Origin of the sequence: Pseudobacteroides sp. (genome assembly GCF_036567765.1) — a bacterium.
Taxonomy (GTDB): domain Bacteria; phylum Bacillota; class Clostridia; order Acetivibrionales; family DSM-2933; genus Pseudobacteroides.
Genome location: NZ_DATCTU010000112.1, coordinates 80860 through 102473, shown reverse-complemented (window position 1 = coordinate 102473; position 21614 = coordinate 80860). Strand labels below are relative to the sequence as shown.

Sequence of the window (21614 nt, the reverse complement as noted above, 5' to 3'; positions counted from 1 at the left end):
ATCCACGCCTCATTTATATTTACTCATTTCTTAGAGCATGTCCTATAAATTTAAGGGTTAATAGCTTGGGATTGCCGCTTCCAGAAAACTCATTCAAAGGGCCGACGCATGACGGACACCCAAATTCACAGCTGCACTGCTCTATCATTTTGCCTGTAGCAGTAAATAAGTCCTGATGTATGTTATACAGCTTTTCACTAAAACCTACTCCCCCAGGGTAGCTGTCATAAATATAAAGTGTAGGCTTAATGGTAAAAGGTGCCTTTACCTGATATACTACCCTTATATCTCCCGGGTCACACATAAGATAAATAGGTGCACAGTTTGCGATAATGTTTGACAGACCTAAAAGTCCGTTTTGTATTTCAAGTTGTGACATCCCTTTTGTGGATTCTTCCGAAAAACTTATCCAGTATGATGTTGTATGCATTTCCAGTTCAGGAAGATTAACCGGCCCCGATCCTATGTTTTCATGGGTATAGAGCTTGATTTTTTTAAACATGGTTACTATTGCCGAAACCATCACCTCTCCGCTGAACCTGTCGGTAAGCTTTCCTTCCTCACTCCTGAACACATCAATAACTTTCATATCCACGGCAAGGTTGGCATCGGTATAGTAATCCACATCAACCTTCCTAACATATGCCTTTTTATCGTCAAAATCCAGCTCTTCAACTTGGTACTGCTGACCCTCATGAATGTATATTGCCTCCTCATGGAGAAGCATAGGTGCACTGAACCTGTCTGTCTCTCCTATTACCCTATGCTTTGGGTCTGTTATGTCAACTATAATAAAATTCTCATTGGAAGCACTTCTTAGCGAAATATCACCTGCCGGGAAAACGTCATTCATCCAGTACCACCTTGAGCCCACATGCCTTAAAATTTTGGCGTCCTCCATAAATGCCAGTATTTCTGCGGTGGTTTCAACACCGAATTTTTCATCGTCTGTAAATGGAAGCTCAAAGGCTGCACATTTTATATGGTTATATAGTATTGCAAGGTTGTCCGGATTTATGAGCCCGTATTCAGGACTCTTTGTAAAAAAATAATCGCTGTTCCCTACTATATATTGATCTAGTGGACTGCTGCTGGCAATAAGAAAGGTTGCAGAAACACTGTTCCTTCTTCCGGCTCTTCCTGCCTGCTGCCAGGTGCTGGAGATACTTCCGGGATATCCGCATATAACACATGCCTCCAGGTTGCCTATATCAATGCCAAGTTCAAGGGCATTAGTGCTTACTACGCCTGTCACAGTGCCGTTTCTAAGTCCTCTTTCTATTTCACGCCTGAGGCTTGGAAGGTATCCGCCTCGATAACCTCTTACTCTTTGCTCACCCTCAAATTTGTTTGCATATACATCCTTTAGATAGGTAACTAATACCTCTACATTCAGCCTGCTTCTTGTAAAAACTATTGTCTGTATATTGTTTCTAACAAGGTTTTGAGCCAGTGTCTTAGCCTCTATTGTGCTGCTTTTTCTGATTCCAAGTTCTTTATTTACTACAGGGGGATTATAAAAAATAAAATGCTTTTTACCCATGGGAGCACCATTATTATCAACTAAAACAACATCCTCTCCGATAATTCCTGATGCCAATTCATCGGGGTTGGCTATTGTAGCAGAACAGCAAATAAACCTGGGTCTTGAGCCGTAAAAACTGCATATTCTTTTCAGCCTTCTTATTACATTGGCAAGATGGCTACCGAAAACGCCCCTGTAATGGTGTATTTCATCAATCACAATAAATTTCAGGTTTTCAAATAATTTATTCCATTTGGTATGATGGGGCAGTATCCCGCTGTGAAGCATGTCAGGATTTGTAACAACTATATGTCCTGCATGCCTTATGGCTTTTCTGGCTGTTTGAGGTGTATCCCCATCATAAGTATATGTTTTTATATCTACACCCACCTCAGTGATGAGCTCATGAAGCTCAGCAGACTGGTCCTGTGAGAGTGCTTTGGTGGGAAACAGAAAAATTGCCCTTGATTCTGGATCCTTCAATATATTATTTATGACTGGTATGTTGTAGCACATTGTCTTACCTGATGCAGTTGGTGTAACTACTACAACGTTTTTATCATTCTCCGCCTCGCTTACGGCTGATGCCTGATGAGAATAAAGCCTTGTAATTCCTCTTTTCTTTAGGGCATCCTTTAGCCTTTGGTCCACGCTATCCGGAAAATCTGAATAAACAGCATCCTTTGGCGGTATTTCAACCCACGATGTTATATTTCTCATCAACTCTTCAGAATTTTTAAAATTATCTAAAATCTGTTCTAGATTCATGCCTGTCTCCAATAACTTTTATTTAAATAATTAAAATAGTAATGTATTATGTTCGTTCTATTTTATTATAATAATTTTTCTATTTAATGAACAGCCTTTATTAATATATAGTAATATATTGTGCACTAAATTGCATTAACTCATTTTTACAGCAAAAATTACAATACGACAGCTTTTTACATATTTATATAGAATGTGTTTTTTTATTTTCATATCAATTATTGAAGAATGTAAATAATTAATATATAATTCATGTATAGGAAATTTTAGTACATTTCAATCGACATTGTTTGTACAATATGGAGGAAGTGAATTGAGCAGTTCAAATTTTTTTAGCAAGGATAAATTATCTAAAGATAACCTGAAATCATTTATTGAGGGATTACGCTTAGGTGATAATGCATCTAGAAGTAATTTTATTGATGAAAATAAAAGTTTTATTCTAAAGGTCGTATCAAAAGCACTAAATAGATCAACTATACCTCACAACAGTAAAGAATTTGAAATAGGTCTGTCATCATTCAATTATGCAATAGATACATTTGATTTAAATAGTGATGAGGATTTTCTAACTTATGCAGAGAAGGTTATAAAAAACTCCGTTTATGATTACATAAAGTTGTTAAACGCTAATTCTTCAACTATAAATACTCAAATTGAAAACGAGTACTTATACAGGGATTATGAAAACAAGGATGAAATATCCAAGTTCAAGCTTAGGTTGTGGGAACTTGACATTACTTTGGATTCATTGGTAAATGTTACTCCTTCTGATGAAGAGTCTGTCAAAATTTCTATCTCTACAGCCCGTAAGCTTCTATACAACCCTGAAGTTTACAAAAATATTTCGTCAAAGGCAGGTATTCCTTATGACTTGCTTGACAGAGATGTCAGAAACAACAAAAAATTTATAGAAAAGCATAAAGCCTATATAATAGCTTTAGCTCTTATTATGAGCAGCAATTTGTCTATATTTAAAAGCTATCTCAAGAATATCGAATCAGGTAATAAATCCCCTGATAACGTTGGAATTATTCTTGAGCTTTATAAGGAAAAGGCATTGATCTTTACTTTGCAAGGCAAGTTTGCAATAGCTAAAATAAAGAACACTCCAAACCTTTATTTAGGTAAACAAATGGTTGTAAACAGCGATTACATAAAACAGCCTTCCAATATTACAAGGTATTCTATCTTTGCCGCCAGTTTTTTTGTTATTACTTTGACGATTTTGGTTGGTTTTACTTACCTTTTAAAGAGCGATTCAACCCCTGCATATTCTCCAAGTAAGGTTGGATCAAAAGGTATCGTTGCAAAAAACGATACTCCGGAAAAAAAGCCTTCAATTCCCGCTGTTACTGCTACTTTTACAGCAGCGTTCAGCCCTACACCGGAGGCAAATATTATAAGCACCGATTTTATACCTGCAACGCCAACACCTGAACAAACATATAACGATACTGTAGTAAAGCCTTCGGCTACTAAAAAGCCCAAAGCCACTAAAAAAGCACCCTCACCGGCACCCACGCCGCCTACGGATAAAGCAGTAGGACCGCCTGATACACCGATAATCGGCTGTGATATAGATAATGTTAAAATCGGTGATACATATACGATAACAATGAACATGACCGGTGGAAATAACGGGACAATTATTGTTCTTTATGAAAATGGTAAAATAGTTCTTTTTAAAAGGCATAAAGATGATTCCCCAAACCCGCAAACTGCATCCATGTCTTTTAAGGCAAAATCTAAGGGAACATTTAAATATTGGTTTAAATTACTTAACAGTAAAGGATCAGCAATAAGTGAGACTATTTCAGTCATGATCCAAAAATAACATCCGCTATAAGTTTCGCTCATGTGTTGACTTAACTCGTCAACACCCGCTCAAAAGCGGAAGTAATTTTTCATTCATGCCTTAGTAAATGTACGACAAGCAGTAAATGAAGATAAAGAATCAAATGTATTCCTAAACTAATTTTACCTTGGAGATGATAAAATGAGCTCGGATTTTATTAACAACGAAGTTTTCAACAACGATAATCTAATGAATGCCTTGACAAAGATGAGGGAAGGAGATCTTTCATTAAGGGAGCGTTTCATTGAAGAAAACAAGACCATGATCATGAAAGTTGTGTCTCAGGTCTTGAGTAAATCAGCAATTCCTACGAACAGTAAGGAATATGAAGCTGCTATTACTGCTTTTAACTACTGTATTGACCATTATGACTTTAACGATAACGATAGCTTTGCTACATATTCAGAAAAGATTATTAAGGAGTGGTTATATCATTTTTTATGGGAGGAAAGCTCAAGTAGCTCATCTAGTATAGATCCCTCCAATGATGATTCAAAAGAATATTTGTATCGTAATTTTGAAAATAAGGATGAGATCATTATTTTCAAGCAAAAGCTATGGGAATTCGGTATAACCTTAAGGGACCTTTTCTTCCTAGGCCCAAGAGAAGTAGATCAGATCATGTTTTCATTAAAGATTGCAAGGTCCATTGCAGACAGTCAAACACTTTTTAACAGCATGTTCAATCTTAGGTCTATTCCCTTGGATGATTTAGACGAGAGGTTTAAGGTACAAAGAAAACTTATAGAAAAGAATAAAGAATACATAATAGCCCTTGCAATAATATTAAAAAGTGATTTGAAGGTGTTAAAAAGCTATCTCATAAACATATCCCAGGGTAAGCCTACAGAAAACATAGGTATCATACTTGAGCTTTTCAAAAAAGATGCTATTGTAATGAATTTTTCAGGGCAGTTCATTATTATAAAAGTGGACAGGAGCAATAACAGAAGCATCGGCAAGCAGGTTCAGCTTAATAAGGACGGTTCACAACTATCCTACAACAAAATATTAAAGTTTGCAGGTGTTGCTGCAGGTTTAGCTGCTGTTATTGTGCTTGTTGTATTCGGAAGTAAAGTATTTCTTAATAAATCAGTTGAAACTGTATCCCCTTCTCCCTCAAGCAAGGTAATTATATTGGATGAGCCTTCTCCAGTGGAAGAAACCTATGAGCCTTCTGAAGGTCCAGAAGCTACAGAATTTCCTGAGACTGTAGAAACAGCGGAAGTCAGCTCCACTCCTGCTGTTATTGAACAGACAGAGTCTCCCATAGCAGGTTTTCCACTAGACGAAGAGAATGATTCAGAGGATAATGAACCTTCAAACAGTCCTGCTGATCCAACTTCAACACCGATTCAGCCCACAAGGCAGAGAGCAACCAATACAAAATCGGCAAGACCTACACCCACAACAAGAAGAGCAACACCTAAAAAGCCAGCGGATAGTCTTGCAGTAGCTACTAAGCCATCGATAAAACCTTCAGCAGCTCCAGAAATAGCAGGTGCTAAGGGTATACCAGGAATTGTTCAAATATCATCGGATACTTATTCTGTAAAAGTCGGGGATTATTTTTCGCTATCAATGAGTATGTCGGGAGGAAATAACGGAACTACACTTATTTTGTATGAAAACAATGAAGTTATTTCATCAACCTCATTGAAAGATAATACACCGGAGCCGCAATCCAGAACAGTTGCCATCATTGCCGAAAAGAAAGGTATTTTCAATTATAAGTGGAAACTTGTTAATGATTTCGGATCCAGCTCCAGCGGTTCATTAACAATGATTGTAATCGATTGATGATAGGATAAAAAGTAAAAAACAAAAGTAAAAGGCTCAAAAATAAAGGACCGTATAGATAAAAGTTATTAATCTATATGGCCCTTTTATTTTAATGTCAGTTTGATACCTTATTATCCTATTATTCTTTTATCCTAAATCTTTATGTGCTAGCCTCCTTCTAATCCTCAGGGAACAGCCTGCTCATTGGAACAATAGATTTTTCAGATGAAGAGCTGCTCCACATAAGCTTAACCCTTCCAGTAAGTGCTCCATTAAAATACTCAAGCTTTATTTTATGCTTATGCCCGGCTTTTAGTGCTATTTCCCTAGTACGTGTGGAGAACTTAAATGTTTCAGCCCATTCGTTTATTTCCAGCTTGTCATCTATCCATAGCCTTACTCCGCCATCGTAGTCAATATGGAATGTATAATCCTCACTATTAATAGGTTGAATATAGCCTGTCCATCTTATACTGAATTTTTGATCCTGATTTATCCTCTTATCAGGAGAACCCGTTCCCCAGTTAAAATTGATTTCCTTGTCAATCCCTGAGGCCTTAAGCAACGTCAAATCGGAATTATCATAATATTCGCTGGTTAATCCTTTTCCTTCACCCGGAAATACAGTTCCTACCGGTAATTCAGAGGTCGAAGGGTATAAGCACGAAACAGGAACAATTGATTTTTCCATTAAAATGCTGCTCCACATGAGTGATATTAACCCGTTACCTGTATTATTATAGAATTCGATTTTAATATCATATTTCTCGTTGCCCTGTAAAACTATTTTCCCTGTGTCAGTTACATTAAATTGATCGTTCCACTTATCAATAATAAGCTTATTGTCGATCCAAAGCCTTACACCGTTATCTCGGGTAACATAAAACGTGTATTCTGCCGTATACTGAGGCTTTATATAACCAGTCCAGCGAACGCTGTAAGATTCATCGTTCTTAAGAGCACTGGTCGGAGGATAATCTGACACCCACATAAAGTAAATATATTTATCTATTCGCGTCTTCACTAAGTTTGTCAAATCTATATTATCGTAATATTCACCCCTTAACCCAGTTCCTTCTTCTTCTGGTTTTGGCGTTAATGATATCACACTGCTCGGCTTGCTTGTTGATGGATTTATACTGCTCTTGTCAGAATTTATTTTGTTGCTTGATGGAGTATTTGACATATTTGGTGAATTTGTTTTACTTGAAGGTGCTTTAGAAATACCAGGTGTACTTGGAATAATCGGTGTATTTTTTAAATCACTGCTTTTCATACTTGGAACAGGCGTAACTACCGAAGCATCAGGCTGTTTTGTGTTCGGAACATCTGAATTATCCGGTACCGGTGTGCTATGATCAGCATACTTCCTCACTTCTTCATATGCAATAATCAAATCCGATACTTCAAAATTTTTAGAATCACTAAGAGATATTTTGCTTCCTGCCTTTACAATCTCCTTGTATAAGGCATATCTTCCTAAAGAAATTCCGCTCTTGTCAGCTGCTTCAATATCGTTTTTATTTAGCTGAAAAACAGCTATCTCGTTAGCCTCTCCAGGCATAGTACCAACATCTTTCTTCAAACTGCTCAAAAGATTTTTCAACTTGTCATTGTTGGCTTCAGTTTCAGCTTTTCCATTTATATTTGCCTGCAAGGCGCCCGTTATTAAAAAATAATTTTTAGTATTTTCTTTAACTATTCCTTTATCCACGCATCTGCTTAATATAATATAAAAGGCCTCATTTATCTTCATGCCTTCCGGTTTTAAATCCACCATCAATTCCTTGGCGTCTCTATTTAGATAATCGGCATTCATCACTTTATAATCTTTATCAATAGCAAACTGAATGCTCGGATTAATATCAAGGCTCACATATGCCAGAACCTTGTCATTAAAAGTGCTTTTATTATGCAATATACTTGCATATAAAGCTATTCCTACTAAAAAAACAACGACTGCTGCCACTAAAGATACTCTTTTTAATATAAAGAACTCATTGATTATATCGCTCTTTTTGATATATATTTCTTGGCTTACATACATGGAAGGCTTTCTTCTCAACTTGAAATATCCGTTATCTTCAGTCAGAACAGTTACTGAATGTTTTCCAACGTAAATTATTATACCCTTTTTATCCATTTTTTCCCCTGCCCCCTAACGTACGACCAAGATAGGACTGCAAATGCTCAAAATCATTCCCGTATATTATAGAAACAGATATAATAAACTCCCTGTTTCTTTCAATAGTCCTTGGATGTACATCAACTATCTTGGTTAGCTCCTTCATAGGAAAATATTTTTTATTAATTATTTTCTTAAAAATTTCTTTATTCTGTGCTATCTTTTTTCCAACCTTGACACACATTTCTCTTGAGTCGCTATGCTTTGGTGTATATTTATGTAAATCACTTAATTTAATTCCAAACGCTTTCAACTCCTCATCAAAACTTTTGATCTCTTGAAAAAGTTCTATCCTGTCATATTTGGATATAGCCGGCTCGTTAGTATACTTTTCATCAAACTGAGTTTCTTTTTCTTCCAAATATGAAAACGGTATTTCCTTACTCCTTTTAGACACAACTCGTATATAATCAATAATTCTCCGCTTAATAATCTGCTCAGCAAAGCTAAAAAAGTTAAAGGTTTTATAGCTTTTGTTGCTATCGAATTTATCAATAGCTTCATTGAAAGCAATAAGCCCAATACTGTATTCATCGCAGTTTTTTAAGCCTTCCTTGTTTGGTACCGCATTTGAAATAACCTTTAAAATAAAAGGTATGTAATCGTTTATAAATTTATCCCTAAGTTCTTCATCCCCCGCTTTAATTCTGTTAACCAAATGCCCGGCATGCTCTTTGTCAGAATTATAGACAGTAACAGTAAAAATCAAAATTAAGCACCCCTTTTATAAGCAGGAATTTATATAACCAAAGCATGAAAGAAAGTTTAAATTGATTCAAAGTTATTATCATAGTTAGTAGGTTTTGAGTATATATATTTTTTTATCGGCATATTGTTTCAATAACTTCTATACGATAACATTCGTAGTGAAATATTTTTTTTGTCGTAATATGAAAATTAATTAAAAATTAATTAAAAATTATAAAAATTTATAAAAATTTAATAACTTGAATAGGCTGAAAGAAATAGCTTTTTTTAGCATAATGTTATAAGATATTATTGCCGATAAAAATCTTGCATTTCATTTCAAGTTAATTTCAATCATTTAAGGGAGGTTTTCTAGTTGAATACATTTAATAACGATATAAACAGTGATGATTTTAATGCATTCATGTCATACGAACCATATCAAAATAACAAGGTTTCATTGTGGGAAACTGTTGCAAGGTTGGCTTCAATAAACGAATTCGGGCTTTACATGCGTGAAGCCAGCAAGATAATACCTTTGATTCATAGAGAATTATTGGAAGTAAACAGTGAAACAAGAAAGCTTTTTGGCAGAGCAGGTGAAACTAACCCATGGATTATATCGGACAGCAACAGACTAAAGCTATACAAGATGGCTCAAAAGCTGGCAGACCTGCAAGAAGGCAAAAGAATAAGAATTAAAAGAAAAACTGCTGCAAAATCAACTGCTGCATATTCAGGCATATTAAGACTAAAGGTAATAATTGCAACAATAATTATATTTGCTGATTCCTTTAAGAAAGTTTTGCCTTTAGAAGAGCAATTCCTACAATTGCATAAGGATATAACATATATATTCACATCCGCACTGGAAATAGACAACGAGATAATAAAGGCAATGGAAAGCAACAGACTAAAGAATTTTTTTAAAACCTACTGCTAAAATTGAGTTTATATTTTTTTATATTAATTGATTTGCCCATGAATTAACACAACCACCTGGGTAGCTTATAGTAACTTTACCGTACTTCGAAAGGATTGCCCCCATAAAGATAATTGAGCATCTCATTTCAACTGCAAGTTCTTCGGGTATGAAGGTATTGTTTATCGTTGAAGAATCAACAAGGATTATGTTATCTTCCATATTTACCTTACACCCTAAACTTTTTAATATATTTACCATTACCTCAACATCTTTTAGTCTGGGACAATTTTTTATAACACTAAGGCCTTCGTTCAATACAGTAGCTGCTAGTATAGGTAATACAGCATTTTTTGCACCTTCAACAACAATTTCGCCTTTTAATTTTTGTCCACCGACAATAACAAGTTTACTCATTTTTACAACACCTCCGAAAACCCGGTGGAAATACTCCTAATTTAGTCAAGATCAAAAATAACTTCCGCTATAAATTTCGCTCATGTGTTGACTTAACTCGTCAACACCCAGGATGCATGGCGAGCAGTTTAGCGGAGCTAAACGACCAGCCGCGTAGAAAGCGGAAGTAATTTTTCATTCATGCCTTATATAAGAATTAAAGAAAAACTTTAATCCTTGACTATAACAGCTGCATTAATGAACTTATGGAATTCATCTTGCAGCTGATTTGCAATGCACTTATGTTATCATATTATGCTGGGTTTACAAAAGTGTTACCTTTTTTATGTCAAGAAGGTTGAAAAATCACTTTTCACATATCTCCATCACTAGGCTATATATTTTTTCTGCAGCATCCCTGACACCAATCAAACCAGCATTTTTTGACATTTGCTTAAGCTTTGCTTTGTTTTTTACAGTTTCACTTATCGTTTTATGAAGCTGCTCTCCATTAAGATCCTTTTCCAATATTACCTGTGCAGCACCGTGTTTTTCAAGGGCTTTGGCATTGTGCTCCTGATGATTTGCCGTTACATAAGGTGATGGTATCATAATTGAGGGAACAGAAAGTGCTGTAAGTTCACTTATTGTTATTGCCCCTGCCCTGCAAACCACCAGATCTGCTGCTGCCATAACACCGGCCATGTCAAAGATATATGGAAGCACCTGAACCGAAGGAAAACTCACTCCTTCCAGTTTTTCCACAACATTATTATATTGCTTCTCACCTGTTGCATAAATAATCTTAAAACTTCCTTCTCTGTAATAGGCTTTGAGCATATCCACCACCGATTGATTAATTTTTTCAGCACCCAGGCTTCCTCCAAAAATCACCACTAATGGATTACTGCTGTCTACCTTTAGGTTTTCTCTTGCTTTACCACGTTCAATTTCAAGCATTTCCTTACGTATTGGATTACCCGTAAGCATTATCCTTTTTGCAGCCTTAAAGAACTTTTCCGATTCCTTAAAGCTAATGGCCGTTACATTGGAAAATCTCGAAAGAATTCTGTTTGTAACACCTGGGAATGCATTTTGTTCATGGATAAGTGTTGGTATCTTTTTCATAGAAGCAGAAAAAACAACAGGACCACAAACGTAGCCCCCGGTTCCTATTACTATGTCAGGCTTAAACCTTTTTATTATTCCGCGAGCCTCTGAAAGCCCTTGAAACATCTCCTTAAAAGCAACAAATGTATCCTTAGAAAGCTTTCTTCTAAACCCTCTTACCTTTATAAGCTTAAGCTCAAATCCCTCCCTTGGGACTAATTTAGTTTCAAGGCCTCTTTCGGTGCCGATAAAAATTATTTCCGATTCCGGATTTTTTGACTTTATATACTTGGCAATTGCAAGCCCTGGATTTATATGACCTGCAGTACCGCCGCCAGCTATCAATACTTTCAATAGACTCACCTCATATTCTTTCATAATTTGCCTGTTTTGATATGTTCAAAAGAATCCCTATGCTGCAAAGCATAAATGTAAGGGATGTACCCCCTGAACTAAAAAACGGCAATGCAATACCTGTTGCCGGGATGGATGATGTAACAACCGCTACATTCAAGACCACCTGTATTCCTATTAAAGACGTTAAGCCGATTGCAACAAGGCTTCCAAATACGTCTGGGGTATTAATCGCTACTTTTATACCCCTCCAGATGAATACAAAGAACAGCATCAATATGGCTGAAACACCAATAAAACCCAACTCTTCCGCTATAACCGCAAATATGAAATCGTTATAGGGCTCAGGCAGATAGAGATGCTTCTGCATACCCTTACCCACCCCTTTGCCGAATAAACTTCCCGAACCTATTGCATAAAGAGACTGAATTATCTGCCAGCTGTCACCCTGCTTATCCTGCATGGGGTCTAAAAAAGTTGTGAGCCTTTTCCTTGCATGTTCCATTGTAGTAATAACAAATATAAAAGCTGCTACAACAGGTGCCCCCAGTAGCACAAAGTGCTTTATCTTTGCACCGGCACAGAACAGAATAATTGTTGCAACAATAACAACCAAAACCGTACAGCTTAAGTGAGGCTCAATTAATAGTAGCCCCGAAAACAGGCCGATTAAAAGCAGGTACGGTACCAAGCCCTTGAAGAAATACTTCAGCTCATCTCTTCTCTTTGACAAACTATATGAAAAAAATAAAATCATTGAAATCTTTAATAGCTCAGAGGGCTGAAATGAAAGGGGGCCGATAAAAATCCACCTGTAAGCACCGTTAAGTTTAGTTCCTATCCCAGGTATTCTTACTAATATAAGTAAAACCAAGCTCGCAACAAATAAAATGGGGGATATCTTTCCCAGCTTATGGTAGTCTATCCTTGATATCACCAGCATTCCAATAACACCGACTGCTGCAAACAGCATTTGCCTTTCTACAAAATAGTAGGCATTACCTTTATGATAATAATATGCACTAGGGTAACTGGCACTAAAAAGCATGATTAAGCCTATGGAAAGCAGCATCAGTACAGATATGAATATCCAAAAATCAAAAGGTTTCTTTCCCTTCATCAAATACCCTCCACAAAAATCAGATTCAACCTTTATAAAAAACGATTCCAATGCTGCATAGTACAAATGTTACAAACCAAAATGTGTAAACTACCTTGGTTTCCTTCCAGCCTGAGAGTTCAAAATGGTGATGGAGAGGTGCCATTTTAAAAATCCTCTTTCCCCTGGTTTTGAATGATATTACCTGTATTGCAACAGAAAGTATCTCAGCTACATATATGGCACCAACCAGAAGTATTATAAAAGGCATCTTCATCATAATTGCAAGAGTGCCGACGGCACCTCCTAAAGCCAATGATCCCGTATCACCCATAAAAACCTTGGCGGGATGAATATTAAATGTAAGAAACCCGAGGCATCCTCCCGCGACGAAGGAGGAAAACACCATACTGTATTCCCACTCCCTATTGGTCATGGCAATAAGAGTAAAGAATACCATTACAATAATGGTTGTTCCAGCCGCAAGACCATCCAACCCATCGGTAATGTTTACTGCATTTGTTATACTGTACAGCACAAATATTACAAATATTATATAAAACCACTTTTCATTTATTATTCCTAAAAAAGGAATGGTTATATCTACACCAAGATCGGTAAAGTAAGCGGTATATATGGCAAAAACAGCTGCCACAAGCAAAAGGCCTACAGTTTTCTGCTTGGGATAAAGCCCATCCTTCCTTTTTTTCTTAACTTTAATAAAATCATCAATAAAACCTATTAGTCCAAACCCTATGGTGGCTATAGACATTGGTATCATGTTTGGATATACTCTGCAAAAATAAACAGATAATAAAAGAATAGGTATTAAAAAAATCAAACCTCCAATGTTGGGTGTACCTGTCTTTTTCAAGTGAGTTGCCGGGCCATCGTCTCTAACTGTCTGACCGAATTTGAGCCTTGTCAACGCTGGAATTAAAATAGGCCCTGCGATAAGAGCCATGACAAACGAAATAACAAATACCACAACCTGAATAGATAATTGCATATTAATACTTCACCCCGTATTTCATCCTGTAATTCTTCAATCATTCATTAGACCTTGTGCTATTTCTTCCATTTTCATTCCTCTGGAACCTTTTACAAGGATAAAATCCCCTTCTTCCACAAAGCCTTCTAAAAATTTCTTTACCTCATCATTGTCCTTGAATGTAAAAACCCTGTCAATAGGAATTCCTGCCTCTAAAGCCCCATTGGCAATATTCCTGCCGTTTTGTCCTACAGTAACAAGATAGCTAATATCTTTGGAGGCAACATATCTGCCTACTTCAAAATGAGCTTTATAAGCCCATTCACCCATTTCCAACATATCTCCAAGTACTGCTATTGTTCTGTTGCCTTCACTTGTATCCCGTAAAACATCTATTGCCGATTCCATAGACTGAGGGCTTGCGTTATAAGCATCGTTAATCACCTTATAACCCTTATGGCTCATTATGTTGAGCCTCATTTTGGCCGGGCTGTAAGATGATATCCCTTTTATCATATCTTCAATGGGCACCCCCATTTGAAGTCCCACAGCTATCGCCGCTAATGCATTATACACATTATGTGTTCCCGGTACAGGAATATGTATCTTGTAGTCTCTGTTCCCAATTGTCAATTCAAAACAGGTCCCGCTTTCACCCATTGTTTTAACATTATATGCCTGCAAATCAAGGCCCTCTTCAGTCCCGTAATACACTGTCTTATACTTTAAGAATCCCTTTAAACCGTACAAGAGACTATCATCCCCATTTAATACCACAACACCGTCCTCAGGCAGGCCTTCCATAATTTCCATCTTGGCTTTTAGAATATTCTGCTTTGAACCGAGCTTCTCTATATGTGACATACCGATATTAGTTATAACAGCTATATCAGGCTTTGCAATTCTGGTGAGATAACTGATTTCACCAAGGCCGCTCATTCCCATTTCCAAAACTGCTGCTTCATGAGTACTTTCCAAATTCATCACTGTAAGAGGAAGTCCTATATGGTTATTAAAATTGCCCGATGTTTTTAATATATTGAACTTTTGCAAAAGCACGCAGGCAATCATGTCCTTTGTGCTTGTTTTACCCACACTTCCTGTGATTCCTACCAAAGGTATATCAAATAGTCCTCTATAATATCTTGCAATATCACCTAAAGCCAATACAGTATCCTGCACCTTAACAGCTGCCTTTCCTTCCATGCCGTCTAAGCCCTGAACATCTTCCGATGTCAGGGATGCTGCAGCACCTTTTGACAAACATTCTTTTATAAATGCATGGCCGTCAAAATTTTCTCCTTTGATAGGAATAAAAAGACTTCCAGGCATAACCTTCCTTGAATCGGTACAAATATCATTAATCTGCGTGCTCAATTCACCAAAAATCAATTCGCCCTTCGTTGCTTCAATAATTTCTTTCAATCCAAGTATATGCATACAATTACCTCTCTAATTAGATTTTCAACAAATCAAGCAACTCAGCAACTACTTCTCTCTCATCAAAATGAATTGTCTTGTCTTTGAATATCTGGTAAGTTTCGTGCCCCTTCCCTGCAAGCAAAATTATATCTCCTTTTTGTGCATTTTCCAAGGCATATTTTATTGCTTCCTTCCGGTCCACTATAGTTATATATGCTCCATTAGTCCTTTTAATGCCTTTCTCAATATCACTCACAATATTTGCCGGTTCTTCCGTCCGCGGATTATCTGATGTTATTATTGTAAGATCGGATAACCTTCCTGAAATTTCTCCCATTATCGGCCTTTTTGTTCTGTCACGGTCACCGCCGCAGCCAAAAAGACACACAACTCTTCCAACCGAATAGCCTTTAATAGTTGTAAGTATGTTTTCCAGGCTGTCTGGGCTGTGTGCATAATCAATAATAACAGTATACTTATCATCAGTATACACTACCTCTGCTCTTCCTGGGACTCGTGTGACTTTAAGCCCTTCCTTTATATATTGAAGGTTTATTCCCCCTAGGATACAGCAGCCTATGGCAGCTAATGCATTATATACGGTAAAAACTCCCGGAATATTAACCTTGATATGGCTGTTCTCCCACATGGAAACAAGGTCGAATTCTACACTGTCTGGGTTTGTTATAATATTGACAGCCCTAAAGTCAGCCTCTTTATGTATACCGAATGTAAACACCTTTGAAGTTGCAGCTAATGCAGCTTCTCTTGCCTTTACTCCATAATCACTGTCTATATTGATAAGAGCTCTGTTGCACATTTTAAACAACTTCATTTTGGCATTAAAATAGTTTTCAAAGGTTTCGTGAAAATCCAGATGATCCTGAGTAAGGTTTGTAAAAACTCCGATATCATAATTACAGCAGCTTACCCTATGGAGCTCTAATGCGTGGGAAGAAACTTCCATCACGACACTGTTAACACTCTTATCAGCCATATCACCAAAAAGAGCTTGAAGATCATAAGATTCAGGAGTAGTTCTTTCTGTGGGTATAGTTTCATTGCCTATAAAGTTTGCAATGGTACCGATAAGTCCCACCTTTTGCCCTGCTTTTTCCAAGATGGACTTTATCATAAAGGTTGTAGTTGTCTTGCCTTTTGTACCTGTAACTCCATATAGATTAAAGCTGTCTGAAGGGTTTTTGAAAAAGGCATTTGAAACATGTGCCAATGCCAGCCTTGTATCAGCAACACGTATAACTGTTATTCCTTCCGGTACATTTACGTTCTTTTGAACCAGTAGTGCTCTAACACCGTTTTCTACAGCTGCTGCTACAAACTCATGTCCATCCGCCTTGAACCCCTCTATACAAACAAACAGAGTACCATTTCTAACTTTCCTCGAATCATAAGCTATATTGGTAATTTCTGCGTTTATATCCCCACTTGACTCCAAAATGCCCAATCCTTCAACAAGCTCTTTCAATATCATAGTCGAAACCTCCGTTATAGGTATTAATTAGGAAATATGCTTTAAATCAAGCTCCTATTCTGTATCTTGCTTTCGGAAAACAACTTCAACCAACTGCCCCTTTATCAGCTTGGTGCCAGGCGGATAAGACTGTGTTACTGCCTTACCTAAACCGACTGCTTTTATATTAAGCCCTGCCTCCTTAAGTGTTTTTGCCGCTTCATCAATTGTTTCATTCAAAATATCCGGCATAATAACCGTTGGTTCACTTTCGGGCTTATAGGTATATAATAGCACAACTGTTTTTTCTGGAACAATAGCATCAGGCTTAGGCATTTGTTCCATCACAACCGTAGCATTAGTATTTCCCTTATTTACTATTTCATATGTAAGACCTTTCTCATTTAAAAGCTTTTTCGCATCTTCAAATTTAAGCCCGGTAACTTCAGGCACAGTAGTATCAACCTGCAATGCATCCTTATCTTTTTCGGTATACCTTCTGGGCACCTCAAGATAATTCAAAATATCTTCAACAAGCTTACCTGCTACAGGAGCCGCTACCATGCCCCCTGTATGAGGATATACGTCAGGATGGTCCAGTATGACAAGGCAGCAAAGAACAGGATTGTCTGCAGGTGCAAATGACATAAAGGATGCGATATATCTCCCGTACTTCTTGGTCTGAAGGGTTTCTGATGTTCCGGTTTTACCTGCAAGTCTGTAACCCTTTATATAAGCATTGCCTCCGGTTCCCTCCGAAACAACACCTTCTAAAATGGTTCTTAACGTAGCTGATGTCTCCTTTGTTATTACATTTCTGATATTCTCCGGCTCAAATGTTTTTACTATGTTGCCTTCATCATCGGTGAGCTCTTTGACCAACCTTGGCTTATACAATGTCCCGCCATTGGCGATAGCACCATAAGCTGTTATCAGCTGTATGGGAGTTATCTGAAACCTTTGACCGAAGGAAGCTGCTGCCATGTCAACTTCAGTGGGTTTTTTATGTATAACACTTTTTGCTTCTCCCGGTAAGTCAATTCCTGTTTTATCAAAGAACCCGAAATTTCTTACATAGCTATAAAACTTCTCAATTCCAAGGGATTGGGACAACCTTACAAAAACCGGGTTGCATGAATTATACACACCCTCTGTAAATGTCTCGTTTCCATGAGCATTAGGCCTCCAGCAATTAATATTCCAGCCGCCTACCCTAACCGTCGCATCTGTTACAGGACTATCCGGTCTAATTACTCCTTCCTGAAGCCCTGCAGCTGAAGTTACAGCTTTAAAGGTTGAGCCCGGTTCGTAGGAATCGACAACAGCTTTATTCCTCCAAACAGTTTTTTGGAGGGTTTCAATATCCTTTTTCGTAGTACCCTTCCATTCGTTCTTATCAACACCTATTGGAGCAGCAAACGGAGCATTCAGATCAAAATCAGGCTTTGATGTAAGAGCTAGGATGTCGCCATTTCTAGGATCCATCACTATTGCTGTTGCCCCTCTTAATATCTTATAATCCTTTATTGCTTTTTCAAGTGCTTTTTCAGCTAAATACTGGATGGTCTCATCTAAGGTTAATACTACATTATTTCCCTTCTTCGGAGCAACATGCTTTTGCTCATTTGAAGGTATTTCTCTTCCGCCTGCATCAACTTCACTTAGTATTTTTCCAGGCTTTCCCTTAAGATACTTATCCATTGTGGCTTCTATTCCATCAAGACCTTGGTTATCTGTCCCTGTAAATCCAATTACATGAGCAGCTAGGTTTCTGTTGGGATAAAACCTTTTTGTATCTTCAACTACATAAATTCCGCTTAATTGCTCATCCTTAATCCATTTTCTGATCCTATCGCCAATATCCTTATCTACTTTCCTGATAATCCTTTCATACCTGCTTTTTCTGTCAAGTTTTTTTATTATATCTTCCTCTTTAAGTGACAATATCTCCGAAAGCCCTTTTGCTATCATATATTTATCTTTTTTAGAGCTTCTTACTTCTTGAGGATTAATGGATACTGTTTCAACATTTGCACTTATTGCAAGTTCTTTTCCATTCCTGTCATAAATAGTTCCCCTTCCCGCAGTTATTTCTATACCTGAGTTCTGCTGTTCATACGCCTGCTGTTGATACCACTCGCCATTAACTATCTGTATAAAAATAAGCCTTACCAGGAGCAGTATTATTACGGCTAAAAAGAACACTAAAACAACCAATAGCCTTTTTTTTATAGTTAACCCTATTCCTGTCAAAATTATACCTCCACTGCAAAAATCTCCTGCAAAAAAAGGATAAACTACTAAATAAGTTACGATGTTAATCGTAACTTATAACATTATAGTCCTTATCCTTTCAACCCTTGCTGGCATTTTTTTCCCTTGCAACGTGTAGGTTGCAAGGTTTATCAGAAGTATTTTTTAACCAATAAAACCGAACAGATTATTGAATATACCTGCCACATATGAAAGCAGGCTTCCTTCCCTTATGCTGTGCTCGCCCTTTTCAGGGAGTTCAGTAAAATCAGTTTTTGGAACATTAACGTATATTATTTGATGTTTGTCAGGCTTTTGCATATCAAGCCGTGTTTGGGCAACTTCCCTTATCCTGTTCAAATCAAGGTGCTTTTGTATTTCAAGACTTAATCTGATATTATCATTTTTCTGCTCATTCAATTCTTTATTCATCTTGCTAAGCTTATAATCCATTTCAGTAATCTGTGCATACATATAAATGATATGGGAAAAGGATACAAAGAATATCAAAATACAGAATACAGCTTTCAGCTTTACTTTATTGTTTTTCTTATATCTTTTTTTAGCCTTTAGTAATTTATTGTTTTCATAAACATCATAGTCGATCTTAGGAGCAGCTGTTCCGTAATAGTATTTTTCTTTCTCCGCTAACAATTGTATTCACCTCTTTTCCAAAATATTCACAGAATTACCCACTTTACCTCGTCCTCCTTAACCCATTTGGTATTAAGCAAATTATTCATACATGTTAAAGAGGACAATAAATCCGAGAGTTGACTATAAAGGTCTCTCCCGGAAACTTAGTGACCAAAATCACGAGGTGATTTTGGTGCATGGACATTAAGAAATGTAAATGAATCGCAGTTGGGTTTCATCCATCTCTATAATTACTCTTTTCTAATACTTCTCATTTGTGTTTTTAAGTTAATTGCTTAACCCTTATCTTTTGTAAAATTTGAAATCTTGTCTTTTGTAAAAACTTGCTTTTTTGTCTTTTGTGTAATTAAAATCTTTTTTGTCTTTTGTAAAATAAACTTTTTTGTCTTTTGTGTAATTAAAATCTTTTGTCTTTTGTGTAATTTTGAACTTTTTCTTTTGCAATTTGTTTAATTTAAACTTCTTCTTTTGTAATTTTAAATTTTCTGTTATGTAGTTTTTCTTTTGTACTTTAGCTTGCTTTCAGTTTTATCCTTTGTTTTTTCTAGATTAATTCTTCTTTTGTGTTTAATAATTTTAATTTCTTTTGTCTTTTGTTCTTTCGTACATTTTTATCATTAGTATTTATGTTAGTTTTTTTAATACTCTTAATTTAGCACTGCGGGATCTGGGGTTTTCCTCAAGCTCCTTAGCCGAAGCAACTATAGGCTTTCTTGTTAACAGTTCTACCTCAGGCTTCTTCCCGCATACACACACCGGAAAGCTGTCAGGGCATGTGCAAGGCTTTGCTTTTTTCAAGAATTCATTTTTTACAATCCTGTCTTCGAGGGAATGGAATGTTATTATAAGCAGTCTTCCTCCCGGGTTTAAGACAGAAACTATATCGTCAATGGTCTTTTCAAGTATTCCAAGCTCATTATTGACCTCAATCCTTATTGCCTGAAAGGTACGTTTTGCAGGATGGGGTCCTTCTCTTCTTGCGGCACTGGGTATGGCCGCCTTAATAATATCTACAAGTTCATGAGTGGTGCTGATTCTTTTCTTTTTTCTTTCCCTTGCTATAAACTCAGCAATCCTTGAAGCCCACTTCTCTTCCCCGTAATCCCTTATTATTTCCTTGATTCTTTTTTCATCATATTCATTAACAACAATCTCAGCATTTAACTCGTTGTTTCTATCCATTCGCATATCCAAAGGAGCGTCATTCTGATACCCGAATCCCCTTTCAGCTTCATCCAACTGATGGGATGATACCCCAAGGTCGAGAAGAACTCCGTCAACACCACCGATTTTGAGATCAGTGCAAATCTCCTTCAGATTTTTGAAGTTGCTGTTAATGAGATAAACCTTACCTTGTCCACCCAACTCTTTTATTCGTTTTGCAGACACCTCTATAGCAAAATAATCCTGATCCAAGCCAATTAACACACCACATTCATTAAGACTTTTATAAATATGGGATGAGTGCCCTGCTCCTCCAAGAGTACCGTCAACATAAATGCCGTCGGGCTTAATATTCAAATAGTCAATACACTCGTTTAGCATTACCGGCTTATGATTAAATTCCATTTTTCACCTTAAATTATTCCGCTATAGCTTATTTTTTAGAATACCAGACCGATTGAAGTTAAGTTCTTTGCAAGCTCATTCGGATTAGCATTGACATCGCATATATACTTCTGCCACTTGTCCTTATCCCAGATTTCTACTCTGGAGGATACGCCAACTACCGCAACATCCTTATCTATTCCTGCATAATCCCTTAAATTCTGTGGTACTAATATTCTTCCCTGCTTGTCCAATTCACATTCTGTTGCACCTGAAAGGAAAAACCTTACAAATGCTCTTGCATTGTTGTCTGTCATAGGGAGTGATTTAAGCTTGGTTTCAAAGCTTTCCCAATCTGTCATAGAATACACAAACAAACAGTCATCCAGCCCTCTGGTAATCATAAATTTTTCCCCAAGTCCTTCTCTGAACTTTGAAGGCATTATTAAACGCCCTTTGGGATCAACTGAGTGTTGGTATTCACCTGAAAACAAAAACTTCACCTCACATTTTGGGAATGCTCACCACTTTTCACCACTTTCCTCCACTTGTATTTAATTTTATTCTAATTTTTTATAATAATCAA

At 36.9% G+C, this 21614-nt stretch carries 16 protein-coding genes; 3 read left to right on the top strand and 13 right to left on the bottom strand.

Features of this window, described 5'->3' with window-relative positions; translation table 11 throughout:
* Nucleotides 1–19: 19 nt before the first annotated feature.
* Nucleotides 20–2293: a DEAD/DEAH box helicase gene (locus VIO64_RS18220; protein WP_331920892.1), complete on the bottom strand. Its 2274-nt coding sequence runs from the start codon at nt 2291–2293 to the stop codon at nt 20–22.
* 313 nt (nt 2294–2606) lie between these two features.
* On the opposite strand from VIO64_RS18220, the gene VIO64_RS18215 reads away from it, so the two are divergent.
* Nucleotides 2607–4130, top strand: coding sequence for a hypothetical protein (locus tag VIO64_RS18215; RefSeq protein WP_331920890.1), 1524 nt, complete (start codon nt 2607–2609; stop codon nt 4128–4130).
* 162 nt (nt 4131–4292) lie between these two features.
* Nucleotides 4293–5951 carry an anti-sigma factor domain-containing protein gene (locus tag VIO64_RS18210; protein WP_331920888.1) on the top strand — a complete coding sequence of 553 codons (1659 nt, stop codon included), beginning with the start codon at nt 4293–4295 and terminating at the stop codon, nt 5949–5951.
* Between the two features lie 160 nt (nt 5952–6111).
* Here VIO64_RS18210 and VIO64_RS18205 read toward each other — a convergent pair whose 3' ends face one another.
* Together VIO64_RS18205 and VIO64_RS18200 are read right to left on the bottom strand one after the other, a co-directional pair.
* Nucleotides 6112–8076: a PA14 domain-containing protein gene (locus tag VIO64_RS18205; RefSeq protein ID WP_331920886.1), complete on the bottom strand. Its 1965-nt coding sequence runs from the start codon at nt 8074–8076 to the stop codon at nt 6112–6114.
* Nucleotides 8069–8827: a sigma-70 family RNA polymerase sigma factor gene (locus tag VIO64_RS18200; RefSeq protein WP_331920884.1), complete on the bottom strand. Its 759-nt coding sequence runs from the start codon at nt 8825–8827 to the stop codon at nt 8069–8071. The genes VIO64_RS18205 and VIO64_RS18200 overlap by 8 nt, the downstream gene beginning before the upstream one ends.
* 354 nt (nt 8828–9181) lie before the next feature.
* Here VIO64_RS18200 and VIO64_RS18195 point away from each other — a divergent pair, with 354 nt between their 5' ends.
* On the top strand, nt 9182–9748 hold the full coding sequence (locus tag VIO64_RS18195) for a hypothetical protein (RefSeq protein ID WP_331920882.1): 567 nt from the start codon (nt 9182–9184) through the stop codon (nt 9746–9748).
* Nucleotides 9749–9766: 18 nt separating this feature from the next.
* Here VIO64_RS18195 and VIO64_RS18190 read toward each other — a convergent pair whose 3' ends face one another.
* The 10 genes from VIO64_RS18190 to mraZ form a co-directional block, all read right to left on the bottom strand.
* Nucleotides 9767–10144, bottom strand: coding sequence for a UDP-N-acetylglucosamine 1-carboxyvinyltransferase (locus VIO64_RS18190; protein ID WP_331920880.1), 378 nt, complete (start codon nt 10142–10144; stop codon nt 9767–9769).
* 345 nt (nt 10145–10489) lie between these two features.
* Entirely contained in the window at nt 10490–11587 is a 1098-nt protein-coding gene (murG, locus tag VIO64_RS18185) for an undecaprenyldiphospho-muramoylpentapeptide beta-N-acetylglucosaminyltransferase (protein ID WP_331921024.1), read from the bottom strand.
* 10 nt (nt 11588–11597) lie between these two features.
* Nucleotides 11598–12707 carry a putative lipid II flippase FtsW gene (gene ftsW / locus VIO64_RS18180; protein WP_331920878.1) on the bottom strand — a complete coding sequence of 370 codons (1110 nt, stop codon included), beginning with the start codon at nt 12705–12707 and terminating at the stop codon, nt 11598–11600.
* 25 nt (nt 12708–12732) lie between these two features.
* Nucleotides 12733–13695, bottom strand: coding sequence for a phospho-N-acetylmuramoyl-pentapeptide-transferase (mraY, locus tag VIO64_RS18175; protein WP_331920876.1), 963 nt, complete (start codon nt 13693–13695; stop codon nt 12733–12735).
* A 36-nt stretch (nt 13696–13731) separates the two neighbouring features.
* Nucleotides 13732–15117 carry a UDP-N-acetylmuramoyl-tripeptide--D-alanyl-D-alanine ligase gene (locus tag VIO64_RS18170; RefSeq protein WP_331920874.1) on the bottom strand — a complete coding sequence of 462 codons (1386 nt, stop codon included), beginning with the start codon at nt 15115–15117 and terminating at the stop codon, nt 13732–13734.
* Nucleotides 15118–15133: 16 nt separating this feature from the next.
* On the bottom strand, nt 15134–16591 hold the full coding sequence (locus VIO64_RS18165; protein ID WP_331920872.1) for a UDP-N-acetylmuramoyl-L-alanyl-D-glutamate--2,6-diaminopimelate ligase: 1458 nt from the start codon (nt 16589–16591) through the stop codon (nt 15134–15136).
* 54 nt (nt 16592–16645) lie between these two features.
* A complete protein-coding gene (locus tag VIO64_RS18160; protein ID WP_331920870.1) occupies nt 16646–18823 on the bottom strand; it encodes a penicillin-binding transpeptidase domain-containing protein in 2178 nt (725 codons plus the stop codon).
* A 165-nt stretch (nt 18824–18988) separates the two neighbouring features.
* Nucleotides 18989–19477, bottom strand: a complete 489-nt coding sequence (locus tag VIO64_RS18155; RefSeq protein WP_331920868.1) for a cell division protein FtsL — start codon at nt 19475–19477, stop codon at nt 18989–18991.
* A gap of 627 nt (nt 19478–20104) precedes the next feature.
* Complete coding sequence (rsmH, locus tag VIO64_RS18150; RefSeq protein WP_331920866.1) at nt 20105–21049, bottom strand: 16S rRNA (cytosine(1402)-N(4))-methyltransferase RsmH; 945 nt, start codon at nt 21047–21049, stop codon at nt 20105–20107.
* Nucleotides 21050–21084: 35 nt separating this feature from the next.
* Nucleotides 21085–21522 carry a division/cell wall cluster transcriptional repressor MraZ gene (gene mraZ, locus VIO64_RS18145; RefSeq protein ID WP_331920864.1) on the bottom strand — a complete coding sequence of 146 codons (438 nt, stop codon included), beginning with the start codon at nt 21520–21522 and terminating at the stop codon, nt 21085–21087.
* Nucleotides 21523–21614: the final 92 nt, after the last annotated feature.

Excerpts from the sequence above, each read along its gene's own strand:
- VIO64_RS18165 (WP_331920872.1), bottom strand. The coding sequence starts at position 16,591 with ATGATATTGAAAGAGCTTGTTGAAGGATTGGGCATTTTGGAGTCAAGT.
- rsmH (WP_331920866.1), bottom strand. The coding sequence starts at position 21,049 with ATGGAATTTAATCATAAGCCGGTAATGCTAAACGAGTGTATTGACTAT.
- VIO64_RS18170 (WP_331920874.1), bottom strand. The coding sequence starts at position 15,117 with ATGCATATACTTGGATTGAAAGAAATTATTGAAGCAACGAAGGGCGAA.
- VIO64_RS18220 (WP_331920892.1), bottom strand. The coding sequence starts at position 2,293 with ATGAATCTAGAACAGATTTTAGATAATTTTAAAAATTCTGAAGAGTTG.
- VIO64_RS18210 (WP_331920888.1), top strand. The coding sequence starts at position 4,293 with ATGAGCTCGGATTTTATTAACAACGAAGTTTTCAACAACGATAATCTA.
- VIO64_RS18205 (WP_331920886.1), bottom strand. The coding sequence starts at position 8,076 with ATGGATAAAAAGGGTATAATAATTTACGTTGGAAAACATTCAGTAACT.
- mraY (WP_331920876.1), bottom strand. The coding sequence starts at position 13,695 with ATGCAATTATCTATTCAGGTTGTGGTATTTGTTATTTCGTTTGTCATG.
- ftsW (WP_331920878.1), bottom strand. The coding sequence starts at position 12,707 with ATGAAGGGAAAGAAACCTTTTGATTTTTGGATATTCATATCTGTACTG.
- VIO64_RS18190 (WP_331920880.1), bottom strand. The coding sequence starts at position 10,144 with ATGAGTAAACTTGTTATTGTCGGTGGACAAAAATTAAAAGGCGAAATT.